Origin of the sequence: Pseudomonas sp. KBW05 (assembly GCF_003852405.1) — a bacterium.
GTDB lineage: Bacteria > Pseudomonadota > Gammaproteobacteria > Pseudomonadales > Pseudomonadaceae > Aquipseudomonas.
The window spans coordinates 54842-68838 of sequence record NZ_QAJM01000024.1 but is presented as its reverse complement, the minus strand read 5'-3'; the positions used below and the strand labels follow the sequence as shown (position 1 = coordinate 68838).

Below are 13997 nucleotides of genomic sequence, written 5' to 3'. Positions count from 1 at the left end.
CGCTTGGAGCTCAACCTTCCGTGCCCGTCCTGCGTCTACCGCTTCTCCCTGCTGCGGCAGGCAAACAGCACTGGGGCAACCTGCCCGGTGCCGCCCTGAGCCTGGCCATTGCCGAGGCTGCCAGCGCAGCCAAGCGCTTTACCCTGCTGCTGACCGCCGACAGCCAAAGCGCCGAACGGTTGGAGCAGGAGCTGAGCTTCTTCGCCCCCGATTTGCCGGTGCTGCATTTTCCCGACTGGGAAACCCTGCCCTACGACCTGTTCTCGCCGCACCAGGACATCATCTCCCAGCGCATCGCCAGCCTCTACCGTCTGCCGGAACTGGCCCACGGCGTGCTGGTGGTGCCGATCACCACAGCCCTGCATCGCCTGGCGCCGACCAAATTCCTGCTGGGCAGCAGCCTGGTGCTGGATATCGGCCAGAAGCTCGATGTCGAGCAGATGCGCACACGCCTGGAAGCCAGCGGCTACCGTTGCGTGGACACGGTGTACGAGCACGGTGAGTTCGCGGTGCGCGGTGCACTGATCGACCTGTTCCCGATGGGCAGCAAACTGCCCTATCGCATCGACCTGTTCGACGACGAAATCGAGACCCTGCGCACCTTCGACCCGGAAAACCAGCGCTCCATCGACAAGGTGGATTCGGTCAAGCTGCTGCCCGCACGGGAATTCCCGCTGCAAAAAGACGCGGTCACCCGCTTCAAGGCACGCTTCCGTGAACGCTTTGACGTGGACTTCCGTCGTTGCCCGATCTTCCAGGACTTGAGCAGCGGGATTACACCCGCCGGTATCGAGTACTACCTGCCGCTGTTCTTCGACGAAACCTCCACGCTGTTCGATTACCTGCCCCAGGACACCCAAGTGTTCTCACTGCCGGGCATCGAGCAAGCGGCGGAAAACTTCTGGAACGACGTGCGCAACCGCTACGAAGAGCGCCGCGTCGATCCGTCCCGGCCTTTATTGCCGCCCGCCGAGCTGTTCCTGCCGGTGGAAGACTGCTTCGCCCGCCTGAAAAGCTGGCCGCGCGTGGTCGCCAGTCAGCAGGACGTGGACGCCGGCAGTGGCCGTGAACGCTTCCCCGCGCAGGCGCTGCCTAACCTGGCGATTGAAGCCAAAGCCAACCAGCCACTGGAAGCGCTGTCCAACTTCCTCGGCGACTTCCCCGGCCGCGTGCTGTTTACCGCCGAATCCGCCGGCCGCCGCGAAGTCCTGCTGGAGCTGCTGGAACGCCTGAAGCTGCGGCCAAAAACCGTCGACAGCTGGCCGGACTTCGTCAAAGGCAAAGACCGCCTGGCGATCACCATTGCACCGCTGGACGAAGGTTTGCTGCTGGATGACCCGGCGCTGGCACTGATCGCCGAGAGCCCGCTGTTCGGCCAACGCGTGATGCAGCGCCGCCGCCGGGAAAAACGCGCCGACGCCAACAACGACGCAGTCATCAAGAACCTCACCGAACTGCGCGAGGGCGCGCCGGTGGTGCACATTGACCATGGCGTCGGCCGTTACCTCGGCCTGCAGACCCTGGAGATCGACAACCAGGCCGCCGAATTCCTCACCATGGAATACGCCGAAGGCGCCAAGCTCTACGTGCCGGTGGCCAGCCTGCACCTGATCGCCCGCTACACCGGCAGCGACGATGCCCTCGCGCCGTTGCACCGCCTGGGCTCCGAGACCTGGCAGAAAGCCAAGCGCAAGGCCGCCGAGCAAGTGCGCGACGTCGCCGCCGAACTGCTCGACATCTATGCCCGCCGCGCGGCGCGCGAAGGTTATGCGTTCGCCGACCCGAAAGCCGACTACGCCACCTTTAGCGCCGGCTTCCCCTTCGAAGAAACCCCAGACCAGCAAACCACCATCGAAGCGGTGCGCGCCGACATGCTCGCGCCCAAGCCGATGGACCGCCTGGTGTGTGGCGACGTGGGTTTCGGCAAGACCGAAGTGGCCATGCGCGCCGCGTTCATCGCCGTACACGGCGGCCGTCAAGTGGCGATCCTGGTGCCCACCACCCTGCTCGCCCAGCAACACTACAACAGCTTCCGCGACCGCTTCGCCGACTGGCCGGTGACCGTGGAAGTGATGAGCCGCTTCAAGTCGGCCAAGGAAGTGAATGCCGCCATCGCCGATTTGGCCGAAGGCAAGATCGACATCGTGATCGGCACCCACAAGCTGCTGTCGGACGATGTGAAGATCAAGAACCTGGGCCTGGTGATCATCGACGAAGAACACCGCTTTGGCGTGCGCCAGAAAGAACAGCTCAAGGCCCTGCGCAGTGAAGTCGACATCCTCACCCTCACCGCCACGCCGATTCCGCGCACGCTGAACATGGCAGTGTCGGGCATGCGCGACCTGTCGATCATCGCCACGCCGCCGGCGCGTCGTTTGTCGGTGCGCACCTTCGTGATGGAGCAGAACAAAAGCACGGTCAAGGAAGCGTTGTTGCGCGAACTGCTGCGCGGCGGGCAGGTGTACTACCTGCACAACGACGTAAAGACCATCGAGAAATGCGCCGCCGACCTCGCCGAGCTGGTGCCGGAGGCACGTATCGCCATCGGCCACGGGCAGATGCGCGAGCGCGAACTCGAACAAGTGATGAGCGACTTCTACCACAAGCGCTTCAACGTGCTGATCGCCTCGACCATCATCGAGACCGGCATCGACGTGCCAAGCGCCAACACCATCATCATCGAGCGCGCCGACAAGTTCGGCCTGGCGCAGTTGCACCAGCTGCGTGGCCGCGTCGGGCGTAGTCACCACCAGGCGTATGCCTATCTGCTCACGCCGCCGCGCCAACAGATCACGTCCGACGCCGAGAAGCGCCTGGAAGCCATCGCCAACACCCAGGACCTGGGCGCCGGTTTTGTGCTGGCCACCAACGACCTGGAAATCCGTGGCGCCGGCGAACTGCTGGGCGACGGCCAGAGCGGGCAGATCCAAGCGGTAGGCTTCACGCTTTATATGGAGATGCTCGAACGCGCCGTAAAAGCCATCCGCAAGGGCGAACAGCCGAACCTCGACCAACCGCTGGGCGGCGGCCCGGAAATCAACCTGCGCTTGCCGGCGTTGATCCCCGAAGACTACCTGCCCGACGTGCACGCACGGCTGATCCTGTACAAGCGCATCGCCTCGGCCACCGACGAAGAAGGCCTCAAGGACCTGCAAGTCGAGATGATCGACCGCTTCGGCCTGCTGCCGGAACCGACCAAGAACCTGGTGCGCCTGACCCTGCTGAAATTGCAGGCCGAGCAGTTGGGCATCAAGAAAGTCGATGCCGGGCCGCAAGGCGGGCGCATCGAGTTTGAAGCGCAGACGCCGGTGGACCCGCTGGTGCTGATCAAGCTGATCCAGGGCCAGCCCAACCGCTACAAGTTCGAAGGGGCTACGCTGTTCAAGTTCATGGTGCCGATGGAACGCGCCGAAGAACGCTTTAATACATTGGAGGCGTTGTTTGAGCGCCTCATTCCGAAATCCGTATGAAGGACGCCCCAATGCGCCTGTTCCGCATTTTGAGCCTGTTGTTGGTGGTCGTGGCCCCGTCGGCGTTTGCCGACAGCCCGTACCAGGTGGAAATGATCCTGGTGCGCCAGAATGCGGAGCCGGTGATCAACAGCCGCGCCGCGCCGGAAAACTGGGATGCCGGGGCTATGCGCCTGGATTCCGACAAACTGAGCCCGCCACGCCTGAACAATATCGTCGACAAGCTCAGCGCCGATAACAGCTACACCGTGCTCGCGCACAAAGCCTGGGAGCAAAACCTCGGCGAGCAACCGGTGAAAATCGCCATCACCGATGGCCAGGAACAGTTCGGCCAGTTCCCTATCGAGGGTGTGCTCAACCTGCAACTGGGCCGTTTCACCGACATCGACGCGAACTTCTGGATCAACCAATTTGACAGCAACGGCAGCGTGGTCGCCAGCGAACACCTGAGCCAGACGGACGTGCGCACCAAGAACAACCAACTCAACTACCTGGACGGCGGCCACCTGGCGCTGCTGATCAAGATCACCTCGTTGACCGCCAAGCCGCCCAGTGCACCACCGCCCGACGTTCAGGACTGATCACGCACCATGCCCCTGACGTCGCAGTTGACCAAACCCCTGGCCCCGTCGTGGGCCAATCGCTTTAAAGAGCAGAGCCTGGAGCGCGGGCGCCGTTATGCCCTGGAGAACCGCGTGCGCATCGTCGAGTGCGGCGACAGCACCATCGTCGCCAGTTGCGAAGGCTCGGGTGGCAATGTGTACCGGCAGACCATCTCCTTGCGCGAATCGGCCAAGGGCACGCTGATCCTCGTCGACAGCCGTTGCACCTGCCCGGTGCATACCAACTGCAAACACATCGCCGCCGTGCTGCTCAAGGTCCAGGAAACCCTGGCCTACCCGGCCGCCGCCCAGGATGCCGAGCTGCTGGAAAAGCTCCAGGCCGTGCTGGATAACCGTGTGGTGTTGCCACAAGTGGTGATGGAGGACGTGCCGCCGGTGCCGCGCCTGTGGCTGGCCAGTGTCGAATTCAGCGCGTTTGAACCGCGCAACGGCAAGATGCAGCGTTATATCCAGCACCGTGCGGCGCTGTCGTTCAACTACCTGGGCAACTATGTCAGCGGGCAGAAGAACGCCGACATTATCGTCCGCCAGGACACCCAAAGCCTGCGGATCAAGCGCCATCCCGAACTGGAACAGCCCTATCGCGAGCAACTGCGCTTGCTCGGCTTCAAGATCGCCACGCGCCAGAGCAAAGCCTTGCCGGAAAGCGCCGGCGAGCTGTTCGAGATGGTCAATGACAGCGCCTGGCTGAACTTCACCCTGAACGTATCGCCCACCTTGCGCGCCGAGGGCTGGGAGTTGCTGATCGATGACGATTTCGGCTTCGATCTGAGCGCCGTTGACGATTGGTACGCCACCGTCGACGAGGGGCCGGAGCGCGATTGGTTCGACCTGGAACTGGGGATCATCGTCAACGGCGAGCGCCTGAGCCTGCTGCCGATCCTGTTGAACCTGATGCGCTCCCACACCGAAATCCTCAACCCGGAGAAGCTCGCACGGCGGCGTGATGATGAGCTGATCCTGGTGAATATCCCCGGCCTGCCCAACGGCCATGGCCCATTGCAAGTGGCGCTGCCCTACGGCCGATTGAAGCCCGTACTGGCGACGCTCGGCGAGTTTTACCTACAGGAAGCCGGCACCACCACCTTGCGCCTGGCCAAGGCCGATGCCATTCGCTTGAACCCGCTGGAAGACCTGCCCCTGCAATGGGAGGGCGGCGAAAAAATCCGCAACTTCGCCCAGCGCCTGCGGGACATCAAGGATTTCACCTGCGTAGCGCCCGAAGGACTGAACGCGACCTTGCGCCCATATCAGCTGGAAGGCTTGAGCTGGATGCAGTCGCTACGCCAGTTGGATGTGGGCGGCATTCTTGCGGACGACATGGGCCTGGGCAAAACCCTGCAAACCCTGGCGCATATTCTCATGGAGAAAAACGCCGGACGCCTGGACCGCCCGTGCATGGTGGTGATGCCTACCAGCCTGATCCCCAACTGGCTCGATGAAGCGGCGCACTTCACCCCGCAACTCAAGGTAGTGGCCCTCTACGGCGCCGGGCGCAAGAAACACTTCAAGAACCTGCAGGACTATGACCTGCTGCTGACCACCTACGCCCTGCTCCCCAAGGACATCGAACTGCTCGCCGCCCAGCCGCTGCATGTGCTGATACTCGACGAAGCCCAGTACATCAAGAACCCCAACAGCAAGGCGGCCCAGGCCGCGCGCGAGCTGAATGCGCGGCAGCGCCTGTGCCTGAGCGGCACGCCGCTGGAAAACCACCTGGGCGAACTGTGGTCGCTGTTCCACTTCCTGCTGCCGGGCTGGCTGGGTGACGTGAAGAGCTTCAACCGCGATTACCGCGTGCCCATCGAAAAGCGCGCCAGCGAAGTGCGATTGCAGCACCTCAACGGTAGGATCAAACCCTTCCTGCTGCGTCGCACCAAAGAACAGGTGGCCACGGAGTTGCCGCCCAAGACCGAGATCATCCATTGGGTCGATCTCAACGAAGCCCAGCGCGACGTATACGAAACCATGCGCCTGGCCATGGACAAGAAGGTGCGCGACGAAATCACCCGCAAGGGCGTAGCGCGCAGCCAGATCATCATTCTTGAAGCGCTGCTCAAGCTGCGCCAGGTCTGCTGTGACCTGCGCCTGGTCAACGACGCCGCCCTGCCCGCCCGTGGCAGCAGCTCGGGCAAGCTTGACAGCCTGATGGAAATGCTCGAAGAACTGTTTGCCGAGGGCCGGCGGATTCTGTTGTTTTCGCAATTCACCTCGATGCTCAGCCTGATCGAAGCCGAACTGAAAAAGCGCGGCGTTGCCTACGCCCTGTTGACCGGCCAGACCCGCGATCGGCGCACGCCGGTGAAGGACTTTCAGAGCGGCAAGCTACAGATTTTCCTGATCAGCCTGAAGGCCGGCGGCGTGGGCCTGAACCTCACGGAAGCGGACACGGTGATCCACTACGACCCCTGGTGGAACCCGGCCACGGAGAACCAGGCCACCGACCGCGCGTACCGCATCGGTCAGGAGAAGCCGGTGTTCGTGTACAAGATGATTGCGCGGGGCACGGTGGAGGAGAAAATCCAGCATCTGCAGAAGGAAAAGTCCGACTTGGCAGCGGGCGTGCTGGATGGGCGTACGACGGGGGATTGGCAGTTGGGTAATGAGGATATCGAGGCGTTATTTGCGCCGTTGCCCCATAAGCAAGAGAAGCGCTGATTTCGAGACCGCTTTCGCGAGCAAGCCCGCTCCCACATTTGACTGCATTCCAAAGTTGGAACTCGGTCGAATGTGGGAGCGGGCTTGCTCGCGAAAGCCGCGCCGCGGTCTTCAGCCAATCAACTGAGCATCCCGCAACGCCGTCAGCGCCGCCAACCAACGCGGATCCTGCTTGTAATCCGTAGAAGCAATCGCCTGCCCACGCATCCGCGCAATGCGTGCGGAAGGCTTGACCTTCATCCGCTGCGCAGCGGTCAATGCCAACTCCGCCGCCGCACGATCGTTACACACCAGCCCCATGTCGCAACCCGCCGTCAGCGCAGCCTCGATCCGACTGGCCGCATCACCGACCACATGGGCACCCGCCATGGACAGGTCATCGCTGAAAATCACCCCATCAAATTGCAGCTCGCCGCGCAGGATGTCTTGCAACCAGCGGCGCGAAAAGCCAGCGGGCTGGGAATCGACTTGCGGGTAGATCACATGGGCCGGCATGACTGCGGCCAACTGCTTACTCAGGCGTGCGAAAGGCACCAGGTCATTGGCGCGAATCTGTTCCAGGCTGCGCTCATCATTGGGAATGGCAACGTGGGAATCGGCCTCAGCCCAACCGTGCCCCGGGAAATGTTTACCGGTGGCGGCCATGCCGGCGCTGTTCATGCCACGGATAAAGGCGCCGGCGAGCACGGCGGCGCGCTCGGGGTCGCCTTCGAAGGAACGGGTGCCGACCACGGCGCTGCGCTGGTAATCCAGGTCCAGTACCGGGGCGAAGCTCAGGTCGAGACCCACGGCCAGCACTTCAGTGGCCATGATCCAGCCGCACTGTTCGGCCAGGTATTCGGCATTGGGGTTGTCGGCCAGCGCGCGCATGGCCGGCAGGCGTACAAAGCCTTGGCGCAAGCGCTGCACACGACCGCCCTCCTGATCGACGGCCAGCAGCAGGTCCGGACGCACGGCACGAATCGCCGCGCTCAGCTCCCGCACCTGGCGCGGATGCTCGATATTGCGCGCAAAAATGATCAGGCCACCCACTTCAGGCTGGCGCAACAGGTGGCGATCCTCGGCCGTCAGCCAGGTGCCGGCCACGTCAACCATCAAAGAACCTTGCAGGGCAGCAGTCATAAACCTTCCTTAAATAACGCACACAACCCGCCGCACTCACCCAATGCGATGAGCACGGTGAACACAGCAGGTTGCGAGTAAATAGCTGAATTCGGCATGGGCGGCTAGCTTAGCGGATGCAAGCGGCCGCGCACACCCGGAAGGGTCAAACCTTGGCGACTGCCGGCGTGGATTTGCTGCGCGGGCGCAATTGCGCGGCCGCCATGGCCTGGTCGGTCACCCCGGACTCGGCACGCATGCCGGCGGCGAGGAACGGCACCATCAGGCGCATGACCTGCTCGATGGAGGTGTTCACACCGAAGTCGGTTTCGGCAATGGCGCGCAGGGCCTTGATCCCGGACATGCTGAACGCCGCAGCGCCGAGCATGAAGTGCACGCGCCAGAACAGCTCGATGGGCGGAATGCGCGGGGCGGCTTCGTTGACCAGCAACATATAGCGACGGAAAACCTTGCCGTACATGTCTTCCAGGTAACGACGCAAGTGACCCTGGCTCTGGCTGAACGCCAACCCCAGTAAACGCATGAAAATCGACAGGTCGTTGCCGCTGCGCGGTTGTACCACCAGCGCTTGCTCGACAAGGATCTCCAGCAGGTCTTCCAGGCTTGGCTTGTTTTCAGGCTTGGTCTGGCGGCGTTCCAACTCGCGGTCGAGACTGGCGCAGAACGGCCCCAGGAAGCGCGAGAACACCGCCTGAATCAGGGCTTTTTTCGAGCCGAAATGGTAGTTCACGGCGGCGAGGTTGACCCCGGCCTTGCTGGTGATCAGCCGCAATGAAGTTTCAGCAAATCCTTTTTCCGCGAACAATTGCTCGGCAGCATCGAGAATGCGTTCAACGGTTTCCGACTGGGCCATGGCTACTCCGCCTGACAAACACTTGTTTGAAACATACGTTTCAGGTTGTGTCTTGTCAACCCTGAGGGGCCGTTTTCCGGCCGGGCAGTCATCTATTTCATCGCTATTTAATCACATCCTTCCCGCTCTGTAGGCAGCGCTATCTCCGGCTTGTGGGAGGAGTGACGAATGACCGTCCAGCGGAGTGGCAGAAAAGGATGATTGCCAAGCGCAGTTCACTGTATATAATCCCAGTCACTGTATAAAAAGACAGAGCGATCAACATGCTAAAACTGACGCCACGCCAAGCTGAGATTCTGGCTTTTATCAAGCGCTGCCTCGATGACAACGGCTACCCGCCGACACGAGCGGAAATTGCGCTGGAACTGGGATTCAAGTCCCCCAACGCCGCAGAAGAACACCTCAAGGCCCTCGCTCGCAAAGGCGCGATCGAGATGACCCCAGGTGCCTCACGCGGCATTCGTATCCCTGGCTTTGAAGCCAAGGCCGACGAATCGACACTGCCGATCATCGGTCGCGTCGCCGCCGGTGCGCCGATCCTGGCGCAGCAGCACGTCGAGGAATCCTGCAACATCAACCCGACCTTCTTCCATCCTCGCGCCGACTATCTGTTGCGCGTCCATGGCATGAGCATGAAGGACGTGGGCATCTTCGATGGCGACCTGCTGGCCGTCCACACCACCCGCGAAGCCCGTAATGGCCAGATCGTTGTCGCCCGTATCGGCGATGAAGTCACCGTCAAACGCTTCAAGCGCGAAGGCAGCAAGGTCTGGCTCCTGGCCGAGAACCCTGAGTTCGCCCCGATTGAAGTGAACCTGAAAGATCAGGACCTGGTGATCGAAGGCTTGAGCGTCGGCGTCATTCGCCGCTAAAGGAGGCATCATGCAGCTCGTGCACACCCCGCAACACACACAACTGTCGCTGTTCGAGGCCTTTATGGCCCAACCCCTTGCGCCTATCCTCAAGGAAACGGTCGAGGCGCCCTGGAGCGCCGAGCCTGAGGCGTTCAGTGAATTGTCGTTGCGCGGTGCGGCCGGGAGCTGCCTGAGCCTGCTGGCGCCAATCCTGCGCGAGCTGAGCGAAGAACAGGACGACGCCCGCTGGCTGACGCTGATCGCCCCGCCCGCCAGCCTGACCCAAGCCTGGCTGCGGGACGCCGGCCTCAACCGTGAACGCATCCTTCTGCTGCAACCGCGCGGCGCGCAAAGTGCCCAGCAGTTGACCTGCGAAGCGTTGCGCCTGGGCCGTAGCCATACGGTGGTGAGTTGGTTGAATCCATTGAACGCAAGCGCCAAGCAGCAGCTGATCAGTGCTGCACGTACGGGCGATGCTCAGAGCTTGAATATTCGATTGGGATAAAGTCACAGGCCGACCTGTGGCTGTGGCTGTGGCGAGCGAGCTTGCTCGCGCTGGGCTGCGGAGCAGCCCCAAAACCAGACACCGTGGAATGCCTGATACACCGCATCAATCTATTTAGGGCCGCTTCGCAGCCCAGCGCGAGCAAGCTCGCTCGCCACAAAAGCCCGCTCAGCACAGCAAGCCCGTAAAATCACAGCAAACACCTTAACCACAGCTCTCAGTGCAGAACCCGCGGCCCATCATCCTTCTCCGGCTCGCCTTCCGCCAGGCGACCTGCCATCTGCACACCCACGCTCAACATGGCTTTTGCCACTTCCACGTGCTGGCCTTGCAGGAACGCCTTGGCATCCTCGGAAAAATCCAAAGTCACCAGAGAACCCTCGTCCTCAGCCCGGCGCAGCTCGATTCGGCCGTCAGGCAGTTCAACAATTTCCAGAAAGGACGTTGGCATAAAAGTCAGTTCTCCACGAAAGGCCAGGATTATATCAGTCATCCACCCGGCCCCGCTGAGGATCTGAAGAGGTTTCTTTACAGCATGATGAATGGTGCTTTGCGCTGCTTATAGGATAAGTGGGGATGCATTAGCACTCGTTCAAGCCTTCACGAAAACGCAGCGCCATTTTCTTCAGCTCCTGACGCCAGTTTTCAAGCTCTTCCCGGCTCAGAGGCTTGGGCTCGTCTTCTTCCAGCGCCACTGCCACGATCAATGGCTGGGTCACATCACCCTTGGGCACATGGGGAACACGTGGCGGCTGAAACATATCGGCATGGGCCTTAAGCAAGCGCGCAACCCAACTGTCGGGGCTCTGGGCCATCTCTACCAACTCGGCAAGCTCAGGAATCGCCATTGTGTCCAGCACTTCACGATTCATGATCATTTCTGCACGCGGCGAACCAGCCTGGGGCAAGCGATAGAACCCGGCGATTTCATGGCACAACCCCAGCAACGCACCGTAGAGGTGGAACAACGCCGCTTCACGCCCCGCCTGGACCAACGCGATGGCATTCATCTCCTTCCCTTCCTCAGCACGGCCAAGGGCTTCCAGGGACAAACCCGCGAAGTAAATTTTCTGATTGGTACGGGTATAGAGTTCGTTGGCCATAACGGCAGTCTCCACAACGAAAAGAGGCGTGATGCTGGCTTTGTAATGTGGCGAGGGAGCTTGCTCCCGCTGGGGTGCGCAGCGCCCCCAAAATCTTGGGCCTGCTGCGCAGTCCAGCGGGAGCAAGCTCCCTCGCCACAACAAGCCCGTCCCTACAACCTGGTCAGACTAGCCGATCAAGCGCCCTGGCGCTTGTCCTCGACCTTCCACTTGCCACCGTCGTAGAACGCTTTCCAGCCAGTAGGCTTGCCGTCCACTTCGGTCTGCACGTACTGCTCCTTGGTCTTGCGGCTGTAGCGGATCACGGCTGGACGACCATCCGGGTCCTTCTTCGGCGCTTCACACAGGAAGTGGTACTTAGGATCGATCTCATCCTTGTGCGGCACGATCTCCATGACCAACGGCGCACGGGTCTCGCGGTTTTTCGGGAACTGGCTCGCAGCCAGGAACAGGCCCGAAGCACCGTCACGCAGGATATAGGTGTCGTTGACCTTCTCGCACTTGAGCTCCGGCATCTTCACCGGGTCCATTTTCGGCGGCGCCGCATCACCGCTTTTCAGCAGCTTGCGGGTGTTCTTGCAGGTCGCGTTGGTGCAACCGAAGAACTTGCCGAAGCGGCCGGTCTTGAGCTGCATCTCACTGCCGCACTTGTCGCATTCCAGGCTCGGACCTTCGTAGCCCTTGATGCGGTAGGTGCCCTCTTCAATCTCGTAGCCGTTGCAATCCGGGTTGTTACCGCAGATGTGCAGCTTGTGCTTCTCGTCCAGCAGGTAGGCGTCCATCGCCGTGCTGCAGATCGGGCAGCGATGCTTGCCACGCAGTACCAGCGACTCGGACTCACCCTCGTCGTCAGCCGCGATTTCATCGCCCGGCACCAGGTTGACCGTGGCCTTGCAGCGCTCTTTCGGCGGCAGGCTGTAGCCCGAGCAACCGAGGAACACGCCAGTGGAGGCGGTACGGATCTGCATCGGACGGCCGCACGTCAGGCACGGGATGTCCGTCATCACCGGCTGGTTGGCGCGCATACCGTGTTCTGGGCTTTCGGCCACTTCGAGCTTCTTCTTGAAGTCGCCGTAGAACTCGTCCAGCACGCTTTTCCAATCACGCTCGCCCTGGGCCACGTCATCGAGGTTCTCTTCCATGCCGGCGGTGAAGCCGTAGTCCATCAGGTTGGAGAAGCTCTCGGACAGACGCTCGGTAACGATGTCGCCCATCTTTTCCGAGTAGAAACGACGGTTATGCAGCGCCACGTAGCCACGATCCTGAATGGTCGAGATGATCGCCGCATAGGTCGAAGGACGACCGATACCGCGTTTTTCCATCTCTTTCACCAGGCTGGCTTCCGAGTAACGGGCCGGCGGCTTGGTGAAGTGCTGGGACGGATCCAGCTTGATCAGTTTCAGCGTGTCGCCCTGGGCCATGTCCGGCAGCACGTCGTCGTCGCCTGGCTTGGCGATTTGCGGCATCACGCGGGTGTAGCCGTCGAACTTGAGGATACGGCCCTTGGCACGCAGCTCGAAGTCGGAAGCCGCCACGGTCACCGTGGTGGACAGGTATTGCGCTGGCAGCATCTGGCAGGCCAGGAATTGGCGCCAGATCAGCTCGTAGAGGCGCTCAGCGTCGCGCTCCATGCCGGTCAGCTTGGCCGGCGCGGTGTTGGCGTCAGAAGGACGAATCGCTTCGTGAGCCTCTTGTGCGCCTTCCTTGCTACTGTAGACGTTCGGGTTCTCCGGCAGGTACTTCTTGCCGAACTCGCCTTCAATATAAGTACGTGCCATCGCCACCGCGTCTTGCGACAGGTTGGTGGAGTCAGTACGCATATAAGTGATGTAGCCGGCTTCGTACAAGCGCTGGGCCATCATCATGGTTTTCTTCACACCGAAGCCCAGGCGGTTGCTCGCGGCCTGTTGCAGGGTGGAGGTGATGAACGGCGCCGACGGCTTGCTGCTGGTCGGTTTGTCTTCACGCTTGACGATGTTGTAGCTGGAAGACTTGAGCTTCTCCAGCGCGGCCATGGCCTGGGCTTCGTTCAGCGGCTTGAAGGCCTCACCGTTCTCACGGGCCACTTCGAAGCGCACATTGGCGCCCTTGGCGGTGCCGAGGTCGGCGTGGACTTCCCAATATTCTTCAGGGATGAACGCACGAATCTCGCGCTCACGCTCCACCACCAGCTTCACCGCAACCGATTGCACACGGCCAGCGGACAGGCCACGGGCGATCTTCGCCCACAGCAGCGGCGAGACCATGTAGCCCACGACGCGGTCGAGGAAACGCCGGGCCTGCTGGGCGTTGACGCGGTCGATGTCCAGCTCGCCCGGCTTGGAGAAGGCTTCCTGGATGGCTTTCTTGGTGATTTCGTTGAACACCACACGCTTGTAGCGGCTGTCATCACCGCCGATGGCTTCCCGCAGGTGCCAGGCAATGGCTTCCCCTTCGCGGTCCAAGTCCGTTGCGAGATAGATGGTGTCGGCATCTTTGGCGAGCCGGCGCAGCTCTTCGATGACCTTTTCCTTGCCCGGAAGGATTTCGTACTTGGCCTTCCAGCCATGGTCCGGGTCCACACCCATGCGCGAAACCAGCTGCTTGCGCGCTTTCTCTTTAGGCGTGAGCACCGGACCTTCGCCCGCAGCAGCCTTGCCGCGCTTCGCGGCAGGCTCCTTGCTGGCGCTAGCCGAACCGCTGGTGGGCAGGTCTCGGATATGGCCGATACTCGACTTCACCACGTACTCGTTACCCAAGTACTTGTTGATGGTCTTGGCCTTAGCCGGGGATTCCACAATGACCAGCGATTTGCCCATGGATCGGAAAA

At 61.6% G+C, this 13997-nt stretch carries 10 protein-coding genes; 5 read left to right on the top strand and 5 right to left on the bottom strand.

What is annotated here, in order from left to right; all coding sequences use genetic code 11:
* The first annotated feature begins 20 nt into the window (after positions 1-20).
* Genes mfd through DBR46_RS22920 form a run of 3 tightly spaced genes read left to right on the top strand, consistent with a single transcriptional unit; the run spans position 21 to position 6751 of the window.
* The gene (gene mfd, locus DBR46_RS22930) at positions 21-3470 is read left to right on the top strand and encodes a transcription-repair coupling factor (protein WP_124528040.1); all 3450 of its coding nucleotides are present in this window, start codon (positions 21-23) and stop codon (positions 3468-3470) included.
* 11 nt (positions 3471-3481) lie between these two features.
* A complete protein-coding gene (locus DBR46_RS22925) occupies positions 3482-4051 on the top strand; it encodes a CsiV family protein (RefSeq protein WP_124528039.1) in 570 nt (189 codons plus the stop codon).
* Positions 4052-4060: 9 nt separating this feature from the next.
* Positions 4061-6751 (top strand): DEAD/DEAH box helicase, encoded by a 2691-nt coding sequence (locus tag DBR46_RS22920; protein WP_124528038.1) that lies wholly within the window; start codon positions 4061-4063, stop codon positions 6749-6751.
* Positions 6752-6862: 111 nt separating this feature from the next.
* Here DBR46_RS22920 and nagZ read toward each other — a convergent pair whose 3' ends face one another.
* Positions 6863-7873 (bottom strand): beta-N-acetylhexosaminidase, encoded by a 1011-nt coding sequence (gene nagZ / locus DBR46_RS22915; protein ID WP_124528037.1) that lies wholly within the window; start codon positions 7871-7873, stop codon positions 6863-6865.
* A 145-nt stretch (positions 7874-8018) separates the two neighbouring features.
* A complete protein-coding gene (locus DBR46_RS22910) occupies positions 8019-8726 on the bottom strand; it encodes a TetR/AcrR family transcriptional regulator (RefSeq protein WP_124528036.1) in 708 nt (235 codons plus the stop codon).
* Positions 8727-8989: 263 nt separating this feature from the next.
* On the opposite strand from DBR46_RS22910, the gene lexA reads away from it, so the two are divergent.
* Entirely contained in the window at positions 8990-9598 is a 609-nt protein-coding gene (gene lexA / locus DBR46_RS22905; RefSeq protein WP_003172575.1) for a transcriptional repressor LexA, read from the top strand.
* A gap of 10 nt (positions 9599-9608) precedes the next feature.
* On the top strand, positions 9609-10085 hold the full coding sequence (sulA, locus tag DBR46_RS22900) for an SOS-induced cell division inhibitor SulA (RefSeq protein WP_124528035.1): 477 nt from the start codon (positions 9609-9611) through the stop codon (positions 10083-10085).
* A 217-nt stretch (positions 10086-10302) separates the two neighbouring features.
* Here sulA and DBR46_RS22895 read toward each other — a convergent pair whose 3' ends face one another.
* The 3 genes from DBR46_RS22895 to topA form a co-directional block, all read right to left on the bottom strand.
* Complete coding sequence (locus DBR46_RS22895) at positions 10303-10536, bottom strand: hypothetical protein (protein ID WP_026136850.1); 234 nt, start codon at positions 10534-10536, stop codon at positions 10303-10305.
* Between the two features lie 130 nt (positions 10537-10666).
* The gene (locus DBR46_RS22890) at positions 10667-11188 is read right to left on the bottom strand and encodes a DUF6586 family protein (RefSeq protein ID WP_124528034.1); all 522 of its coding nucleotides are present in this window, start codon (positions 11186-11188) and stop codon (positions 10667-10669) included.
* Between the two features lie 176 nt (positions 11189-11364).
* Complete coding sequence (topA, locus tag DBR46_RS22885; RefSeq protein ID WP_124528033.1) at positions 11365-13986, bottom strand: type I DNA topoisomerase; 2622 nt, start codon at positions 13984-13986, stop codon at positions 11365-11367.
* Positions 13987-13997 lie beyond the last annotated feature (11 nt).